The sequence below is a fragment of the Sporofaciens sp. St.21A7 genome, assembly GCF_059728535.1.
Genome location: NZ_BAAGFN010000001.1, coordinates 4857698 through 4877618 on the forward strand (window position 1 = coordinate 4857698; position 19921 = coordinate 4877618).

The window sequence follows — 19921 nt, forward strand, 5'->3', positions numbered from 1 at the left end:
CCCATGCTTATTCCAAGTCCAAGGTTCTTAAAATTTCCTAATATATTTGCTAGATCTCAAAAATCAAATCTCCATAAGACGGCATCGGCCATGCATCCTTGTCAACAATCATTTCCAGCCTATCCACCGGCGCCCGCAGCGTTTCCATGGCAGGAACCACATCAAAATGATAGAACCTTGCCTGCTCCTCGCCTTCCTTCATGGCCGCCGCCTGATCCGTGAGCCGAATCAATTCAGACAACGCCTGTTTCGTCTTCCCAAGCAGACCGGATATCTCCCCCAGAAGCTCTGCCTGTACCGATGCGTCAGCCCCTGCTTCCTTCACGGCAATCACCGTATCCGCCAGTTCCTTCGTATACTTAATGACAGCCGGGATGAACTGCTTGCTTGCCATGTCAATCATGGTACGCGCCTCGATATTGATTGCCTTCGCATAATTCTCGTACTTAATCTCCGCCCGTGACTCAAGCTCCGCCTTGGTAAATACTTTGAACTTCTCGAACATCGCAACCGCTTTCTCTGTCGTAAGCGCAGGAATCGCCTCCACCATAGACCGGATATTCGGCAGCCCCCGTCTTTCGGCTTCCGCTACCCACTCGTCTGAATAACCGTTACCGTTAAATACAATCCGGTAATGCTCCACCGCATACTTCTTAATCAAATCATGAACTGCTTTGCCGAAATCCTCCGCATTCTCCAGCACATCGCACGCCTCGGCAAACGCCTCCGCTACGATCGTATTCAACACTACGTTCGGTCCTGCGATAGAATCACGGGAGCCTACCATACGGAACTCAAATTTATTCCCGGTAAATGCAAACGGCGACGTCCGGTTCCTGTCCGTTGCGTCCTTCGCCAAATCCGGAAGAGTCCTCACACCCGTCTCTAGTTTGCCGCCCTTCAAGCTGTGAGTCGCCTCGCCTGTGCTGATAAGCTGCTCCAGTACATCCTCAAGCTGCTCGCCAAGAAATACGGAAATAATTGCCGGCGGCGCCTCGTTCGCGCCAAGCCTGTGATCGTTCCCCGGGTCGGATGCAGACTCGCGCAACAGGTCGGCATGCTCATCCACCGCCTTCAGCACACAAGTAAGCACCAGCAAGAACTGGATATTCTCATGCGGAGTCTTCCCCGGGTCAAGAAGGTTCTTCCCGTCATCCGTCGTAAGAGACCAGTTGTTATGCTTTCCGGAGCCATTTACCCCGGCAAACGGTTTCTCATGGAGCAGGCACTTCATGCCATGCTGGCATGCAACCCGCTTCAAAGTCTGCATCACCACATGGTTGTGATCTACCGCCACATTGGCTTCCGCGTAAATGGGAGCCAGCTCATGCTGTGCCGGCGCCACCTCATTGTGCTGTGTCTTCGCAGTCACTCCTACCCGCCAGAGCTGCTCATTGACATCCTTCATGAAGCCCGCAATCCGCTGGCGAATCGTCCCGAAGTAATGATCGTCAAGCTCCTGCCCCTTAGGCGGCATCGCACCGAACAGGGTACGTCCCGTATAGATCAAGTCTTTTCTCTGCTGAAATTTTTCCGCATCCACAAGGAAATACTCCTGCTCTGGCCCAACGGACGGCGTTACTTTTTTCGACGTCGTATTCCCGAACAGACGAATCAACCGCAGCGATTGGATGTTCACCGCCTCCATGGAGCGCAGAAGCGGCGTTTTCTGGTCAAGCGCCTCGCCTGTATAGGAACAGAACGCCGTGGGGATGCACAACGTCGCGCCTGCCGCGTCATGCCTTACAAATGCCGGGGAAGTACAGTCCCATGCCGTATATCCTCTCGCCTCAAACGTGGCCCGCAGCCCGCCCGACGGAAAGGAAGAGGCATCCGGCTCGCCCTTGATCAGTTCCTTACCGGAAAAGCTCATCAGTACCTTGCCGTTCCCCATGGGCGCGGAGATAAAGGAATCATGTTTTTCAGCCGTCACTCCCGTAAGGGGCTGGAACCAGTGGGTATAATGGGTCGCCCCCTTCTCAATCGCCCACTCCTTCATCTCATGTGCGATAACGTCGGCTGTCGCAAGATCCAGTTCCTTGCCTTCCTCAATGGTCTTCTTCAGGTCTTTGTACACCTTCTTGGGCAGACGCGCCTGCATGACTGTGTCATTGAAAACATCTTCCCCGAAAATATCAGCTACATTTAACAAATCACTCATATGTTTTATGTTTCCTTTCTTGAAATATATCCTCTTCCTCCCACTCTTTATCCAGGCTGCCGCGAGATAACGGCTATGCTCCGGCAGCCCACCAAAACAAAGGGGGAAGTAAGTTGAAAGTAAATCGAAAAAGGCGTCCGACCTCCGGGTCGGAACGCCTTTGTTCTCTCTACGCCTGTTAGTATACCTCAATCCGTCAAAAAAGGCAAGTAAAAATTTCTCGCTTCTTACGCTTTTCCAACTGAACCGAACAATTCCATCTTCTCTTTTACCTTAGCAATGATTGCTTCATAACCAGGCTTGAGCAGCTTACGAGGATCGAAGCCCTTGCCTTCACGGTCTTTTCCAGCCTCGATATACTCGCGTGTAGCGTCAGCAAATACCAGCTGGCACTCTGTATTCACGTTAATCTTAGCAACGCCCAAATCGATAGCCTTCTTGATCATGTCGTCCGGGATTCCTGTACCGCCGTGAAGAACCAAAGGCATATCGCCTGTAAGCTTCTGGATAGCATCCAGTGTCTCGAAGCTCAGTCCAGCCCAGTTCTCAGGATACTTGCCATGGATATTGCCGATACCTGCAGCCAGCATGTCCACGCCCAGATCAGCAATCATCTTGCACTCTTCCGGATTCGCGCACTCGCCCTGTCCAACAACGCCGTCTTCCTCTCCGCCGATTGCGCCTACCTCTGCCTCTAAGGACATTCCCTTCTCGCGACAGATCTCAATCAGTTCTTTTGTCTTGGCAACATTCTCTTCGATCGGGTACTTAGATCCGTCGAACATAATGGATGTGAACCCTGCCTCGATACATTTCTTACATCCGTCGTAGGAACCGTGGTCAAGATGTGTAGCCACCGGAACAGTAATTCCCATCTCTTCAACCATAGCTGCTACCATGTCCTGTACGGTCTTAAAACCGGTCATGTACTTTCCTGCGCCCTCAGATACACCTAAGATAACCGGTGACTTTGTCTCTTCGGCTGCTGTCAGGATTGCTTTCGTCCACTCAAGGTTGTTGATGTTGAACTGTCCAACTGCGTAGTGGCCTGCCACTGCTTTTTCAAGCATCTCTTTTGCTGATACTAACATATTCATTCCTCCAATTCCTTCTGCCCTTCCAGATGCTTAGGCATCCCTTGGCATGTTATAATTTTCACTATGTTCTATTATATATCATGTTGGAGGAAAAAACAACTTTTTTCTCATTTATCCCAAGGCTCCACCCTTGCCGCCCAGCACCTCTCTTACCGTCCGGATATCCTTCTGTACCTGCTTCTGCACATCCTCGACACTGCTGCAAATAATGCCGCAAATCCTACAATGATTGATGTGAACTGTGGGAAACAGGAGATTGCCATACTTGGAACTGCGACCAAAACCGCAGCGTATACAGGTACGCCTGCCTGATTATTTTCCCCTACCCTATTCCTTTAGTAATTTCGCTGTCAGTAAGTCAGTAACGAGTACATTGATGTAATTCCCCTTTACCGCCGCACGAATGGCTTCTGCCTTTTCCTCTCCTCCCGCGACACCGATACGCACCGGGATTTTTTTATAATCCTCCATCGTGATAGCAATGATCCTGTCCTTAAACGGCGGAGCCGCCTCTTGTCCTTCTCTGTCAAAAAAGTTCGCGCACACTTCGCCCGCCACATCTTCCGTCCATTTTTTTTCTTCATCGTTCTCCACATCATACAAGGAAATCATATGCTCCCATTGACTGTCAGCAGTCCCAATGCCAACCACTGCGATCGTACAGCTCTTTACCACCTCATAAGCGCTCATGTAATAAGGATCGCCAACAAAAGACTCTCTTAAACTTGCACTATGCAGAATTACTGGCGCATGCAAGACAGCTACCTCTGCCCCAAGCCTGTCCGCCAGGCCATACACTATCCTGTCTGCCCCAAGCCTTGAATCTTCCTCCCTTGCACTTCCGATAAGCTGTGTAACTGTAACATTTTCAGGATAGGATACTGCCGGTATCCAGTGATCCACCATTGCAGCCGTGGTCCGTCCCCTCGTGACCCCGACAATATCTCCTTCTTTCACAATACTTTGAAGATAATTACCTGCTGCAATCCCCAACTCTTGGATAAGCCTGTCCTCCACTACATTATCTATCACTCTGACTTCTTTCAGTCCATATTTTTGTTCAAGTTCCGTTTCCAGCTCAAGATTCCATTTATCCAAATCAGCTATCGTAATTTTAACAATACCAAGCTCCACACAGGCGCTTACGATTCGATTCACCCGTTGACGCGACATTTTCATCCTCTTCGCAATAACTTCCTGCGTAAGCCCCGCCTTATAATAGTAATAAGCAACTCTTCGGTATTCATTCATCATCTCGTTAGACATCTGTTCACTCTTCATAAATCTATCCCCCTGCATATGATAGATTTATTATACATCTTGAACCGCCCTTTTCGCAACTAACTCAAAACAATCCTTTCTCTATCTATTCCTGCGATTCATGGCTGTACGATAATCCGGTATGTATCCGGCAATATCGCTTTTTCTAACGCCTTGTCGATATCCGCAAGCGGGATGCGGTCAGAAATCAGTTCCGATACGTCAACAAGTTTTAATGATAAAAGCCTTGTTGCAATCAAGAAATCTTTCTTCTGCGGATTTACCGTTCCAGTGATGATCTGCTCCGAGGAATGCACCTTATTCGGGCTGATTTCAATCGGCTTATCCGGATGGAAGGATGTGTAGAATACGGTCCTTCCTAATTTCCCGGTCATCTCAACGGCCTGGCCGGCAAGCGCCGCTGCCGGCACCGTACAAAATACTGCGTCCGCCCCTCTCCCGTCTGTCAGCTTCTTTATCTCTTCTACTGCATCACACTTGCCGGAATTGATTAAAATGTCCGCCCCCATCGCCTTTGCGATTTCAAGCCTTTTCTCATCAAGCTCACATGCAATGACCCTTGCCCCCTTTAATTTGGCGAGCTGGATATGCAGTGCGCCCATAATCCCGATACCAATGACTACTACATCATCTCCCAGTTGTATCTTTCCGTTTTCAATGCTATGCACACAGCATGCCAGAGGCTCCGAGAGGGCTGCATGGGACAGCTCGATATCTTCTGCCATCTTGTATACATCTGCCGCCTCCATCATCATATACTCTGAAAAACCTCCCGGTCCGACTGCACATTCCTGTGTCTTGGCAATAAAGGATTTTACACACTGGTTCTCATGGCCATTCCGGCAATAGTAGCACTCACCGCAGGAATTCAACAGACGGACAGCCACCTTATATGTTGACATCTTCTTTCCTCCTTGAATTCCTTATACGGCAAAGACCGTATTCATCTCTTTCAACGCTGCCTCCACACTGCAGTCCTCATGGATCAGTTTTGCAATCGCTGCCGTATACCCTACCGGATTCTCATGCCCCCAGATATTCCGTCCCATTGCGACGCCGGCGCCGCCAACTTCCAGTGAATCCTTGATTTCTCGAAGGAGCTGTTCTACAGGAACCTTCTTCGCACCGCCAAGAATGACGACCGGTCTATAGGTCGCTTCCACCAGCGCCTTGAAGGATTCCTGATCTCCGGTATAATTCGTTTTTACAAAATCCGCGCCAAGTTCTACGCTCTGCCTGCTGGCAAAGATAAGGTTCTCCGGAGTCCTGGAATCCTCAAACGGCTCAAATCCTCTCGGAAGCGCCTCTGCCAATACCGGGATTCCCCATCTGTGGCAGTCCATACATATTCTCGTCAGATTACTTAACACCTCGTTTTCAAATTTAGAGCCTGGGAAGCTCATCGTGATCACACCGTCGGCTCCCATTCTTGCAATATCCTCTGCCGTTACCGTAGTCTGCATTGCTTTTGACCTGTCTCCCAGATAAGAGACTCCGCCGTCTACCCTGACAATGATTCCTTTGCCCGAAAAAGAATCCGTCAGGAATTCTGTCATGCCTACGGTCGAGAGAAATGCATCCGCACCTGCTGCTGCAATTTCTTTTACCAGCTTCTTCGGGTCCGTGAGCGCCGGCAGCGTATTAAAGTTGGCTGCGTGGTCCATCGCCATAATAAATGTCTTGCCGTCCGGCTGGATGATGTGGTTCATTCTTGCTGTTGTGTTCATGTTTTCCTCCTTTTCATTACATTTGTAATGTTCTATATTCTTTTGTAACATTGATTGAGTTACATTCTACATATACACATTACATTTGTCAATCATATTTCAATGAATATTTAGAATTTTATATTATGCACAAATTAAAGTCGGAATCTTCGTGAAATTTTACCAAAAAACGATTTCTATAACTGCATGAATTTTTACGCACAAAAAAAAGGCGCTCACCCAAGTAAAATCAAGGGTTCGCGCCTCTTTATTCTTTCACAAGTATCAAAGAATGAACTTTTATGTTTCTTCAAACAGTCCCTCCCGCGTAATGTTATTCAGCCATTTCATACTCCGGTAATGCTCATCATCTTTGAAAGCTGCAATTCCAATGTCTGCACCAGCCCGGAAAGCCCAGTCCGGTCTTCTTCATCAAACCTTGCAATAACAGGGCTGTCAATATCCAGCACACCAATCACTTCTCCATCCTTATGTATCGGGATTACAATCTCCGACATAGACGCACTGTCACAGGCAATATGTCCCGGAAATTCATGGACATTCTCAACCAGCATAACCGCATCACGCGCAACTGCCGTACCGCAGACGCCGCTGCCGACTTGAATTTCTACGCAGGCAGGCTTTCCCTGGAATGGTCCAAGGATTAAACATCCGTCTTTCATAAGATAAAACCCTACCCAGTTAATGTCTGTCAATGCCTGGTTTAATAGAGCGGAGACATTTGCCAGATTCGCGGTCAGGTCAGAAACTCCGTCTGTCAGCCCTTGAAGCTGTGTTGTCAACAGACGGTACAACCCCTTCTTTTCTGCCGGGTAGGTGATGTTTGTCGCCCTCATATATCGTTCCTCCTTCATACCCCTAAAACTCTTTCGTAATATCTGTTATGCCGATCATTCCCTCCATTTCTGCCTGGGTAATCATGTCATTCCTTACCATACTCTCGAGTACCTGCCGTGCCCTCAGCGAAGTAAGTCCATCGTCCACACCCGGCGCATACAAAGACGGAGCATTCGGCACTCCTGCCAGCACAGCCGACTCATAATCTGTAAGCTCTGAAGGCGTCTTTTCAAAATATCCGAAGGAAGCGGCATAAATCCCTTCAAAACCGCTGCCAAAACAGGCGGTATTCACATACAATTCAAATATCTCTTCCTTGCTGTATTCTGACTCGATATCCATCACGGCAAATACCTCCGCCGCCTTGCGCTCAATACTCTTCTCCTGCGTAAACAGCAGATTCTTGGCAAGCTGCTGTGTAATCGTGCTGCCTCCCTCTTTGAATGACATTGACCTTACATCCACCCACACAGCCCGGCAGACAGCAATCGGGTCGATCCCCTTATGTTCTCTGAATCTTCGGTCTTCCACTGATATCACTGCATTGATATAAAAATCCGTCATCTCAGAATACCGCGTAAAATGTTCCTGCTCCTGTATCTCCTCAATCCTGTCATTAAGCGGCATCAGGGAAATGGCATCCTGATACATCTGATATCCCTTCACTCCATAGAAAATGCCGACTGACATGACCGTACACACCATTAAAATAAGCAGCACACATAGCATTCTTCTCACAGGATGTCTTCTTTTCATAGTTCAGCCAGCCCCTTCCTATCGTTTTGTTCTTTAATCCTCGCCTTCTCCTTGGTTTGAATATAATACTACATTTATATATCGACCTTATTATAGCGTTTTATAATATAATCCATATGCAATATCCAAAAAGCTTGATTTTTCCCCTCCCCCATGCTATACTGATATCCGTTGCCAAGCCCGCGAAAATCAAGGTCTTACAGGGCTTGCAGGCGCGTGTGTTCGAGACCTTCCACACGTAAAACAAAACTAAAGGAGAAGAAACATGAAAAAACCAAACACAGCTTTTCTAAGCCAGGCAGCAATGATCGCTGCCGTCTACGTGGTGCTTACCTATGTATTCGCACCATTTTCTTTCGGAGAGATTCAGGTAAGGATCGCAGAAGCGCTTACCATCCTCCCACTATTTACCCCAGCCGCAGTCCCCGGCCTATTCATCGGATGCCTAATCGGCAATATCTTAGGCGGGGCCATCCTTCCAGACATCGTCTTCGGAAGCATCGCCACCCTCATCGGGGCATTCGGCACATACCTGTTACGCAATCAGCTCCCGGTGCTTGCACCGCTGCCGCCAATCCTGGCAAATACAGTCATCGTGCCGTTCATACTCCACTTTGGCTACGGCGTTGCCCTGCCAATCCCGTTCTTGATGCTCACAATCGGCATCGGGGAAATCCTGTCCTGCGGGGTACTGGGAATCATACTATACATCGCACTAAAAAAATATAAGAATATCATCTTCGTTCCGGTATCCTAATGTACTAAAAAGAGGCTGGCTGAAAATGCTTTGAATCATTTTCAGCCAGCCTCTTATCATACACGCTTCAACCGTCCCTTTCACGGCAAACACTCCGCAATCCTATCCAATATACGTATTCCCGCTCCCAGACGTCATCTGATCCATCTCCCCAATGGGCGCCGCCCGACGCTCCTTGCTGTCCGCATCAATATAAACCACGCTGCCTTCCGTATATCCCACCAGAATCACGGCCCGCTGTGCGTCCAGCATCCCAATAACCGGGATATCCTTATCAATCAGATACAATATCATCTCCGCCGTACATCCCGTCAAGTCATGCGCCCTGCCTCCGTTTTGCTCCTTCAAAATCTCCACCGGTGCCTGCCTCTGCAAAAGCCGGTCTGCCATAATCCCGATTACCTCATCTTTTCCTTCAATAAAATGCTGCCTGCTCCGGTTGCCCTGTTCCCAGATATAAGCCTGCTCGGAATCCACCACACATCCGCTGTAGGCTGCCGCTTCCCGGACAGCCTCGCCCGCCCGATCGTAAATTCCCTGAAGCTCCCCATATCCATAGACAAAATATTTTCCCGCATAACTGATATCGTCGAAGTTAATCTCTCCCGTATCCTCAGTCAAAATCTGCTTGGGCTTCAGCACCTTAGGCTCCCGGTCGGAAATCCCGTCGTTATAGACCAGCCTCACCTGCGTCTCCTTGAGCTCCGTTGTATACGTTTTCAGGTAGATGTTGCTCGCCTCTCGCTCCTTGTTATTCGTGATATAATCGGCAGTCGTACCCGTGTACGTCTCTCCCTCCTTCGTCGCTCGATTCAGCGTAATCATATTCACATCGAACACCGTATCCAACACGTAGATTCCTTCCACCTGATACGTCTTCACAATCTCTCCCTTGCTGTTCTGTATCCCAATCTTATACATAGGAACCGTCACTTCGCCAGATATGGTCCTTCCCGTATCCGCCGTCTTCGCCACTCCATATACAAAATCATTTTTCACGAAACCAAGAGGACGGATACATTCATCCCCGCCGCACTCAGTCTTGCGCTCCTTCCCGGATTCGAGATTCTTCACCGTCACCGTCGTCGCCGCATTCATCTCTTTCCCCTGCTGCCACGCCGCCAGATGCCCATCCTCCGACACCACATACTGTCCGTCGGTAAGCCCCTCCGCAAGGGTGCTGCTCTTGCCCTTGGTCAAATCGAATTCATACAGCGTACCCTCCAGCATCACATACAAATTGTTCTGCTTCATACTGTAATAGACCATGCTGCTCAGCTCATGGACCGCAAACCCGTAGGATTTGTTACTGGAAATAAATGCCTTCTCCTCCACAGAATTCTTCCTTGAACTGTATTTGTAGATGGCAACCCCAACCTCTCCTTCATGGGCGCCCCGGCTCATATATCCGCACACGGCAAACATGGTGCCGCCCGCCCCGTCGGTTCCAAGCAGCTTGATTTCATGGTGGGGAACCATGTTGCGCACATCACTGTTCTCCACATCCGTGAAGCTAAAAACCAGCGAAATCTCGTCCGTCTCTTTACTGTAGTTCCACAGCTCATTTGCCACTACAAACGACACCTCGCTCCCGTCCTCATTGACCAGATAGGGAATATCCTGAGGCACGATACCAAGTACGATGCCATTTTCGCTCAGCATATGCTTTGTCACGTCAAAAATCTGCTCCATCGTCCGGTCATAATCAAGCAGGTACGTAGTCCCGCTCCCGGCAACATGCCTGACTCGGAAGAACTCCTCCACATGGTACACATCCGACTCGTTCTCCTCACCCTTACACCGCACACGGTACTCCAGCCGCACGGAAACAGAATCCCCGTTCATCTCCGTAATGTCCCAGCGTTCCCCCTTCTCCACCATAGGCTCTAACTCGCCCCAAGACACATGGTCATAATCCGAATGAATCGTTACATGCTGGAACGTGGTGTTATTGGCGCTCTCATTTGGCTCGATAGCCGTACCTACGCCCGCCCCTTCCACCTTATTCATCGCATTGTCATGGAAACTACGGACATAATCCAAACTCTCCGCAACGCTTAGATCTTCTGCATCCGCAATCCTGGTGTAGAAATAGATGTCATTCTCGCCGCCGGTATTCAGTACAATCTCAAGCACATGCTCCCGTCCCGCTGTCACCGCATCGCCAAGCTCTACCGTAAAGCTCTCTCCGTTTTGCGAAAGGGCGCCTTCCCCCATCTTCTCTTTGCCGTCCAGCGTGTATATCGTATAACTCGCTTTCTGAATCCTGTTCTCATACGCCTGAATCGTCCCCTCCACCCTTCGGGCATTCACAGGCGTAATCGTGTCCCGCATGGCGGGAATGTCCATCGCCCTTGCAAACCCACTCAGGGTATTCAGCACATATCCGTTATAGGAAAACGAAATCTGCGGATAAGTGGCAGAGCCAATATCGGCAGTCATATTGTCGTTCCCTTTATTCGTGTAATAGCTGAAGCCAATGACCGCAGCGATAAACACCAGGACCAAGATTGCCGTATCCCTTAGTTTCTTTATCCAATTCATCTAAGACTCCCCTTCTTATTCTAGTGCTCCATCTGGATGGCGCACTAGCAGACGCCCAAGGGTCGGCGACACGTGCAGGAACTCCTCGCACCTTCTCACCGCCTCCCGGTTCTCCCCCTTATTCCCACTCCTGACCCCGCGGATCAAGATATTCTTAGGCGTATGCTCCATATCAATAAACTCAAGGATCTGCACCTCGTACCCCGCACACTCCAGATACTCTGCCCGCAGCGCATCCGTCACAAGCGCCGCCATGCGCTCCTTAATCAGCCCGTATTTGAAAATAGGCTTTAATACGTCGCTTGCAATCTGACTGTTCAGCTCATGCTGGCAACACGGCACAGACAGGATTACCTTCGCCCCCCAGCCTACCGCCTTCGCCAGTGCATAATCCGTCGCCGTATCACAGGCATGAAGGGTGACTACCATATCCACCTGTTCGGCGCCCGTATAGCCCGCAATGTCTCCCTCAAGGAATGTCAGCTTCTCATAACCGTATTTCCTGCCAAGCTCGCTGCAATGGGCAATAACCTCCTTCTTCAAATCCAGCCCGATAATCCGGACGTCATACCCCTTACGCTCATGCAGATAATCATACATGGCAAATGTCAGATAGGACTTGCCGCACCCAAAGTCTAAAATCGTCAGCTCCCGGTCCCGATCAAGCTCTGGCAAAATATCCTCGATAAACTCCAAAAACCGGTTAATCTGTCGAAATTTGTCGAATCTTGAACGGACGACCTTGCCTTCCTCTGTCATGACTCCCAAATCAATCAGAAATGGGACGGGTTTTCCTTCCTCAAGGATATAACGCTTCTTGCGGTTGTGGCTTAAATCAATCTCCTTTCTCCCACACTCCAAAGCCTTCTTCTTTATCGTCACCTTGCCTTTTTTACTCACCAGCACGGTATAGAGCCGCTCTGCTGTCTCCATCTGCATCTGCCGCATATTCTCCATCGCTTCCAGAAGCAGCATACACGCTTCCTCAGGTTTTGCATTCCTGTGAAATGCCTGATGGTTGCGGAAGGTTTCAATCTGAAACATCAGTTTCTCCTTGTGGAGCAGCGGGCGCACCTTCATCTTCTCTGCAACGTCTTTCTGTCTCGGATTACTCAGCACGGCTGACCGAAACTCTATATTCAGATTATCCTGTAGTAATACTTTTAATTCATCCATAGTATCTACTATTGTAATGTTTTTTCCGGATAAACGCAAGTATCAAAACGAAAACACGCGGCTGCCCCGTGCAGGCAAGGCAAACTGCCCCATTGCCTGCGCCAGGATACCGCGTGCATAACCGTTAATGGTTTTGCGGAAATGTAAGCGTCACCCGGAACAAATCCCCGTCCAGATACAGCTCAAAATTCCCTCCCTGCATCTGAGTCAGCGTCTTGGCTATCGACAGCCCAAGCCCGCTGCCCTCCGTCCCCCGGGAGATATCCCCCCGTATGAACCGTTCCGTCAATTCATCCGCCGAAATATTAAGCGGCTGATCGGAAATATTTTTCAAGCTGAACACGGCTGCATCCCCTATGGTGTAGAGGTCTGCATAGACCCGCGTTCCCTTCATTGCGTATTTGGCTGCATTATTATAGATATTCGCCAATACCCGCCAGAGCCGCCTTCCATCGGCACGGATGATAACCTCATGCTCCGGAAGTGACATCACCTCCGTAAGGTCATTCGCCGTAAATTTCTCCTCGAATTCCCCGCTGGTCTGCTGTATGATTTCCACCAGATTAATATTCATGAATTCCAGGGTGATATTCCCTGAGCTCACCTTCGACGCTTCCACCACATCCTCCGTAAGTGTCTTGAGGCGCTGGGATTTCTCGTCCAGAATATCCAGATACCGCATAATCTTCGGATCGTCAAAATTTTCCTGTTTCAAAAGATTCACATAATTAATAATAGAAGTCAATGGCGTCTTAATATCGTGGGAGACATTCGTAATCAGATCCGTTTTGAGCCGTTCACTTTTGATGCTCTCTTCTAATGCCGCATCTAATCCCTGCCCGATAGAATTAATCTTCTTTGCAATACTTCTCTGTTCTTCCCCCATACCGTCAAGGGGAATCTTGTAGTCTACTTCTCCGCCTGCAATCTTGTCAACTCCTATGTCAATCTTCTGCCGTCCGACAGCCTGCCTCACCATATAGATGAAGATTGCCAGCTCCCCGGCCAGCATCAGGGCAACGGCATACTCATTTCCATTGCTGAGTAAGGCCAGCCAATGGACCAGCACAAAAACCGTAAATACCGCCACCGCCTTCCAGACTGCATGGAGGCTTGCAAACGCACGCTTCGAGAAACGAATCAGGCTCCTAGACAGACTGTTCTTCCAAAGCGTCCTCGCCTTGATTCTCCTTACAAGGCTCAGATATCCTATCAGGAACATTGCACAGGTATATGCTGCAATCGTTCCCCCCACTGCCAACGTACCGGACGGTGAAATATACGCATACTCCGCCTCATAGTACATCCATTTAGACATAGCCCCGGCTGTGCTTAAAAGCTGCGTTCTGCTTCCGAATAAGACCACAGGCACGCCCCAGGCCAGGACAACTGCCCCTGCCGCCAGTTCCGTCTTCCACCGGTCAAACCAGTTAAGGCTTATCTCCTGGCTCTGTCCATCCCGTCCCGCAACTGCCGTAAGCCATATCAAAATCACGACGAGCAAAACGATAGAGGATGCTCCCAGTATCAGTACGCCCCGGACAAACGGGCTATATTTTTCATATTGCCGTGCTTCGGAATAGAGCGAGTCCTTAATGGGATATTCGGTGTCCACACTGACAGCGTAGATGAATCCCTTCTCCTTTCCGCCGGAGTATTTGATTTCATCCCTCCATTCCGCTGCGTCAATCCCTTCGATATTCGATTCAAAATCCTTCAGCTCCGGCTCTATGACCGCATATTTCCCCATCGTCCGGATCGTTTCCAGATTCTCCTTTAATTTCCCATAATCCCGAAATTCCTTCCGGTTGGTATACACGAGTCCTTTCTCCGTATCTGCATATAAATAGGTAAGGTTCGTATCACCTTCCTGATATCCCTCTTCCATCCATTCATAGGCGCTATAGGCGTCCTGCAGGCTAAAGATCGCATTGTTCAGCATGGCATAGGCATCGTTGAGACGTCCGTTCCACTCCGGATTATCATTTGCCACCTGCATAATATTTTCCGCGTCCACAGGCTTATATAATTCCTCCATCCAGCCGCCGTCATAGCTCCAGCAGTCGATATAGACAATCTTCCCTTCCATATCCTGAAGCCCTTTGAACGCGGCTTCCGAATTATTGATAAAATTGCCGTCCCGCAGTTCGGCGAGGATATCGCCCTCTGAAATTCCCGACTCATCCGTCGCGATTACAAACCTAAGCTCTCCGCTGTTGACCAGCTCCTTAAATTCACTGTAATAATAGTAATGAAAGGTCTTATCCGGACGCCTGCATACGATTATCTTGTCCTCCAAGCCTCCATTTGCGTCATAGAGCCCTTCCCCGTTATACCCCCAGTTATTGCCCCATGCAATCAAGTCGCCCAGCTTATAGGCAAGCCCATGGATATTCTCTCCCGGGAATCTCATCTCCACTCCGGATGACTGCTGATATTCCTGGATATCAATGATCTTCTGCGGGTCATACGCCCCGTCCGTCTCGACCAGCTCTTGCACCCTAAGCCCTCTCATAACCTCACAGTTCAGGTCTATCAGCCGATTCTTGAAAATATCCGTATCCTCGTACTCACTCGACCCGCTGCCCGAAAACACCTCGGCCACAAACGCCGGATATGTCATCGACCACAGGAAACTTACCGCGGCAGCCACGGCAAGCACATGCGCCAGTATAATCAACAGGCCTTTCATAGTCTTTGACCCATACCATTGTTGCCTCATACAAACTCCCTTCTAAAATTTCTCCACCTTATACCCGACTCCCCAGACCACTTTCAAATAGCGGGGTTCCTTGGGATTAATCTCGATCTTCTCCCGGATATGCCGGATATGCACCGCCACCGTATTATCCACGCCGATAGCGTCCTCATTCCAGATACTTTCGTAAATCTGGTCTATGGAGAAAACTTTCCCCTGATTCTTTACCAATAGCAGCAAAATATTATATTCAATAGGCGTAAGCTTCACCGGCTCCCCGTCCACGGTCACTTCTTTCAGGTCGTCGTTGATTGCCAGCCCGCCGGCTTCATACACTTCCTGCCCGGCGTGTTCCGCAGTACTGCCAAGCTGGGTATACCTGCGCAGCTGTGACTTTACCCTTGCCACCAATTCCAGTGGGTTAAATGGTTTCGTCACATAGTCGTCCGCCCCGACATTCAATCCAAGAATCTTATCCGCATCCTCAGACTTCGCAGATAAAATAATAATCGGCATGTTATTCTGTTCCCGGATTTTAAGCGTCGCCCGGATTCCGTCCAGTTTCGGCATCATCACATCCAGAATCAAAAGATCCGCTTTCTGGTTCTTTAATACCCGCAGCGCTTCCTCCCCGTCATACGCCTTTAATACCTCATACCCTTCCTGAGTCAGGTAGATATCGATTGCTTCTACAATCTCTTTTTCATCGTCACATACTAATATCTTAGCCATTTTCATCACCTCCCTTATACTATACAAGAATAACATTTATTTTTTAAGAGGTATCTGCATAAATTCTTAATATATTATGAAAACTAGGCTTTTCTGCTCATTAGCAGCATGCACTATAATGTCGAATAATATCTTAGTATGTCGAAAAATTACTGTCTTTGTCGCCAATGCTTAATGCCCTAATATTTTCGCTATAATGACCTTGTAGCATGCTTTCGTTTCTCAGTGTAAAGTTATTGAGGATATTGTTATGGAGCAGAAAATTGAGTATCTTATCCGTTCCCTTGGCATTGGCGCCACATACCGCGGATACCGCTATCTGAGCTATGGAATTAAACTATGTTTGGAAAATGAAGATTATCTCTTATCTGTCAGTAAAATGTTATATCCACAGATTGCAAAGCATTACTACACCACAAGTTATAGTGTCGAAAGGGATCTGCGAACCGTAATTAAGGTATGCTGGGACAGAGGAAACAAGAATCTTTTACAAGAGATAGCTTTGAGGCCATTAACCACCAAGCCGCCGTCCAGTGAATTTTTTGATATACTCACTGCACACATTAAGCACAAATCAATATCAACACCTTTGGTTTAGGTTATCTTTTTTAAGTTCTTAAGTCCTTCTTAAGAATTTTTCTTTTTCTTTAATGGAATCAACATACTTTGGACATAAATATCTCTTATACTATTAATAGATAGTTGATGAACATCACTATCTCCCCCCTCAATAAAGTAAGCATCATTTTACTATAACAGATGGTGCAAGACTTTACTCTCATTCCTTTTAGAACAACTATAACTACAACGAAATCCCGCAGGCTATACGGTTTGCGGGATTTTGCTGTGCCCCTCAATCGTAAAAAACAAATAAAAAGAGAGAATCCTCTACTTCAAGGTTCTCTCTTTTTATTCACTCTATCACGTTCTCTTAATTATTCTCGCCCGGCCTTGCGCTTCTTAACTTAAAGTGTGATACCAGAGACTTCAATAACTGTGACTGGCTGGACAGCTCCTGGCTTGCCGCCGCACTCTCCTCTGCCGTTGCAGAATTGGTCTGGACAACGCTGGAAATCTGATCCATACCCATCGTTACCTGTGTAACCGCCTCTGCCTGGCTGACTGCCGCAGTAGAAATCTTATCCACATATGTAACTGCGCTTTTCGTACTTTCAACCGTCTCAGAAATTGCCGCCGCAGTACGGTCTACAATATTCGTACCGTTCTCAACCGCAAGGATCGTACCTTCAATCAATGCCGTCGTATTGCTTGCCGCCTCCGCACTCTTGGAAGCAAGGTTACGTACTTCATCTGCAACTACTGCAAATCCCTTGCCGGCTTCTCCTGCACGCGCCGCCTCAACTGCCGCATTCAGTGCAAGAATATTGGTCTGGAATGCAATATCCTCAATGGTCTTAATAATCTTGCCGATATCTCCTGACTTCTGACTGATCTCGCCCATAGCCGCAATCATATCCTGCATCTGTTCGTTGGAAGTTGAAAGCTTCGTCTGAGCTTCCATAACCTTCTCGCTTGCTTCCCTTGCATTCTCGGCCGTATTGTTTACTTCTCTTGAAATATCATTAATGGTAGCCGCAAGCTCTTCCACAGAGCTTGCCTGCTCCGTAGCTCCCTGTGATAATGCCTGCGCGCCGGAAGATACCTGATCCGCGCCGCTTGCTACCTGATCAGAAGCGTCATTGATCTGCCTCATAGTTGAACTTAAACTGCGGTTCATCCTGCGGATTGCAGTCAACAGCGGCCCGAAGTCTCCCCTGTAATACTCGCCGTTTGCAAACAGGTCGAAGTTGCCGTTTGACATCTCATCCAATAGACGCGACAGATCGGAAACAACATTCTCCAATACCTGACACGTCTCCTTAACGCTGCCTACCAGCAAGCCAAATTCATCCGCAGATTCATATTCCAAAGTCTGGGACATCTCTCCCTGGGCAAGCCCCTGCATTGCTTCTTCTACCTGATGTACCGGATATACGATCAGCTTTGTAACGATTGCACAGATAATCATAGCAAGTATGATCGCAACCACGGTAATAACCAGCAGAATAATCATACTCATGTTCGTTGTCTTTACGCTATCCTCAACGGTGTTGGCACGTATATTAACCGTCTCTGTGTTCAACGCATTAATCTCGCTGATTACTTCATCGAGAAGAGGCGTACATTCGGTCCGCACTTTTTCGGCAGCCCCCATCGGATCGCCGGACTCCAACTGTGCAATAATCTCCTCTGCAACTCCCATCCATTCTGTCAGCAAGGACTCAAGCTCCGCAACCTGTTCCTTATCCAGAATCCCAAGTTCCTTGATCTTCTCAAGATTCGTCCGTATACTCTCCTCATTCTCCGCAATTCCCTGAAGGTTATCAGAATCAGCTTTCCCACCGATAATCATATCCCGCATATCTTTCGCCGCTATAAACGTTGCAATCCGGCATGCCTTTACTGCGTCGTCTGCCGCGACAGACCCATTCACAAAACCAGTCAGGTTATCACTTGCCTTCCTCAACTGTAATATGGAATAAACGGAAAGTAAGGCAGTTAATAACAGCACTATTCCAAATGCCACCAATAATTTCATTCTAATTTTTAAATTCTTAAACATCTCGTTCTCCTTCTGTCTGTTCTATATTTGCAGTCTCTTCCTCTGCATCTTCGTTCCGTAAGTCTTCCTCTTCTTCCTCTGCATCCCGAGAAGTCGTCTCTTCCTCCCTTGCATCCCGGGAACTTTTCTCTTCCTCCGTATCTCTGCCAGGTGTACCGCTTCTTTCTCCTTGCTCAATACTCTGAGGCACACGTTCTTCTTCTGCATCACAGTCTGGGAATCCTACTTCTTCTGCCTGTGGTATGACATCTCCGGATGTAGCTTCAGGCTCCTCTACTCCCTCTTCTTTTTTTCTTCTCCTAATCATTCCTTTCAATTTTTCTTGTATGTCTAACAATCTGACTCTAAGCCGAAAACCTGTTTTCTTACACTTATTCGCACAGATCCTTCTAAAAAAACGCCAATTACGGATTATCCAACAGAAGCCAAGTAAATACGGATGCTTTTCCAATATGGGGAAAAAGCGAATCATGTATTCTCTCGACGGGAACATCCAAGCCTGCTTTCTCAAGGCCCATTCCTTATCCCGGTTGCGCCAGTAGAAATCCAGCCGGATCTTCTCACATGGCAGCAAGGTTTCGTCCAGATGCCTGTTCTCACGGCCGCGGGAAATAATATACTCTTCCAGTTCCAGCGCAAGTCCATACTGCTGCTCAGCATCCTCTCCAAACCAGAGTGTCCCTAGAATATCAATCTGGCTTGCGAATTCCTCCCAGTCCGCCTTATCTAACAATTCTTTTACAGTTTTCCACCGGAATTGCTCTCCTAAAAGCTTCCGATACTGCCACAGGTCTAAAATGTCCCGTATCTTTAATCTGCCCGTAATATACAGCTCCACCATTCTTGCAACCCGGTACAGGTACTCTTCCTCATTGGACAGCATATGTATGTACTTGTAGGGCTCTGCACACCGAAATCTCTTAATGGGTCCCGTGAAAAAACGCTGAACCATTCTGTTCTCAATCGGCATAGCGTCATAGAACACAACCCTGATTCCCGGTACACGTACGTATAAAATGCCGCTGCATGTTGAATCCTCTCTGTGCTCATAGTCCATATCCAGCATGATCCTGTTAATCCAGGGAAGAGCCTTCTTGTTCACAAGGATCTCTACCTGCCTGATCTGCGCCATCTCCGGCTTAGGATACATCTCGCTCGCACTGGAATCAAGTAAAAATAATGCTTCAATATTATATCTCTCCAACTGCCACTTTATGACTTCTTCTACCTTCTCGTATGTCTCATACAGTAGGAGCGACTTCTTATATTCCTGATAGAACTGAGCATTGCATTCTTCCGAAATATTCTTCTCAATCCCTAACAGTCCGACGTAGACAATATTAACAATCTCCTGATATTCAGAAACGTCAAGAACCGACTCCCATCTTACATGCTTCCGCATGGATTGAATCGGTTTCTGATTAATAATTGCTGCCAGCAATATTAACACATATCTGATCTCAAAATTAATCGTTCGTTTCCTCCCTTCCAGGCCTCTCGAATTAAGTTTCGACTAATTACACCCTTTAAAT

15 protein-coding genes are annotated in these 19921 nt (G+C 48.1%); 2 read left to right on the forward strand and 13 right to left on the reverse strand.

The window, feature by feature from the left end:
* Positions 1-49: 49 nt before the first annotated feature.
* From AC6I3O_RS24150 to AC6I3O_RS24180, 7 genes are all read right to left on the reverse strand, one after another.
* The gene (locus AC6I3O_RS24150; protein WP_497853052.1) at positions 50-2161 is read right to left on the reverse strand and encodes a glutamine synthetase III family protein; all 2112 of its coding nucleotides are present in this window, start codon (positions 2159-2161) and stop codon (positions 50-52) included.
* A gap of 227 nt (positions 2162-2388) precedes the next feature.
* Positions 2389-3252, reverse strand: a complete 864-nt coding sequence (gene fba / locus AC6I3O_RS24155; RefSeq protein WP_497853053.1) for a class II fructose-1,6-bisphosphate aldolase — start codon at positions 3250-3252, stop codon at positions 2389-2391.
* A 333-nt stretch (positions 3253-3585) separates the two neighbouring features.
* Entirely contained in the window at positions 3586-4539 is a 954-nt protein-coding gene (locus AC6I3O_RS24160; protein WP_497853054.1) for a sugar-binding transcriptional regulator, read from the reverse strand.
* A 98-nt stretch (positions 4540-4637) separates the two neighbouring features.
* Positions 4638-5441 carry a zinc-dependent alcohol dehydrogenase gene (locus AC6I3O_RS24165; protein ID WP_497853055.1) on the reverse strand — a complete coding sequence of 268 codons (804 nt, stop codon included), beginning with the start codon at positions 5439-5441 and terminating at the stop codon, positions 4638-4640.
* A gap of 21 nt (positions 5442-5462) precedes the next feature.
* Positions 5463-6266 carry a class I fructose-bisphosphate aldolase gene (locus AC6I3O_RS24170; RefSeq protein WP_497853056.1) on the reverse strand — a complete coding sequence of 268 codons (804 nt, stop codon included), beginning with the start codon at positions 6264-6266 and terminating at the stop codon, positions 5463-5465.
* Positions 6267-6592: 326 nt separating this feature from the next.
* Complete coding sequence (locus AC6I3O_RS24175) at positions 6593-7102, reverse strand: GAF domain-containing protein (protein WP_497853057.1); 510 nt, start codon at positions 7100-7102, stop codon at positions 6593-6595.
* A 22-nt stretch (positions 7103-7124) separates the two neighbouring features.
* Positions 7125-7859 carry a transglycosylase domain-containing protein gene (locus AC6I3O_RS24180; protein ID WP_497853058.1) on the reverse strand — a complete coding sequence of 245 codons (735 nt, stop codon included), beginning with the start codon at positions 7857-7859 and terminating at the stop codon, positions 7125-7127.
* Between the two features lie 265 nt (positions 7860-8124).
* Here AC6I3O_RS24180 and AC6I3O_RS24185 point away from each other — a divergent pair, with 265 nt between their 5' ends.
* A complete protein-coding gene (locus AC6I3O_RS24185; RefSeq protein ID WP_497853059.1) occupies positions 8125-8616 on the forward strand; it encodes a QueT transporter family protein in 492 nt (163 codons plus the stop codon).
* 102 nt (positions 8617-8718) lie between these two features.
* Here the strand turns inward: AC6I3O_RS24185 and AC6I3O_RS24190 are convergent, their stop codons facing one another.
* The 4 genes from AC6I3O_RS24190 to AC6I3O_RS24205 form a co-directional block, all read right to left on the reverse strand.
* The gene (locus AC6I3O_RS24190; RefSeq protein ID WP_497853060.1) at positions 8719-11160 is read right to left on the reverse strand and encodes a hypothetical protein; all 2442 of its coding nucleotides are present in this window, start codon (positions 11158-11160) and stop codon (positions 8719-8721) included.
* Between the two features lie 15 nt (positions 11161-11175).
* Positions 11176-12336: a class I SAM-dependent methyltransferase gene (locus AC6I3O_RS24195; protein WP_497853061.1), complete on the reverse strand. Its 1161-nt coding sequence runs from the start codon at positions 12334-12336 to the stop codon at positions 11176-11178.
* Positions 12337-12460: 124 nt separating this feature from the next.
* A complete protein-coding gene (locus AC6I3O_RS24200; protein WP_497853062.1) occupies positions 12461-15058 on the reverse strand; it encodes a sensor histidine kinase in 2598 nt (865 codons plus the stop codon).
* A 12-nt stretch (positions 15059-15070) separates the two neighbouring features.
* A complete protein-coding gene (locus AC6I3O_RS24205; protein WP_497853063.1) occupies positions 15071-15766 on the reverse strand; it encodes a response regulator transcription factor in 696 nt (231 codons plus the stop codon).
* A gap of 250 nt (positions 15767-16016) precedes the next feature.
* Here AC6I3O_RS24205 and AC6I3O_RS24210 point away from each other — a divergent pair, with 250 nt between their 5' ends.
* Complete coding sequence (locus tag AC6I3O_RS24210; protein WP_497853064.1) at positions 16017-16364, forward strand: sporulation initiation factor Spo0A C-terminal domain-containing protein; 348 nt, start codon at positions 16017-16019, stop codon at positions 16362-16364.
* Positions 16365-16697: 333 nt separating this feature from the next.
* On the opposite strand, the gene AC6I3O_RS24215 is transcribed toward AC6I3O_RS24210, so the two are convergent.
* Positions 16698-18389, reverse strand: coding sequence for a methyl-accepting chemotaxis protein (locus tag AC6I3O_RS24215; RefSeq protein ID WP_497853065.1), 1692 nt, complete (start codon positions 18387-18389; stop codon positions 16698-16700).
* Entirely contained in the window at positions 18382-19839 is a 1458-nt protein-coding gene (locus AC6I3O_RS24220) for a nucleotidyltransferase family protein (RefSeq protein ID WP_497853066.1), read from the reverse strand. The genes AC6I3O_RS24215 and AC6I3O_RS24220 overlap by 8 nt, the downstream gene beginning before the upstream one ends.
* Between the last annotated feature and the right edge of the window lie 82 nt (positions 19840-19921).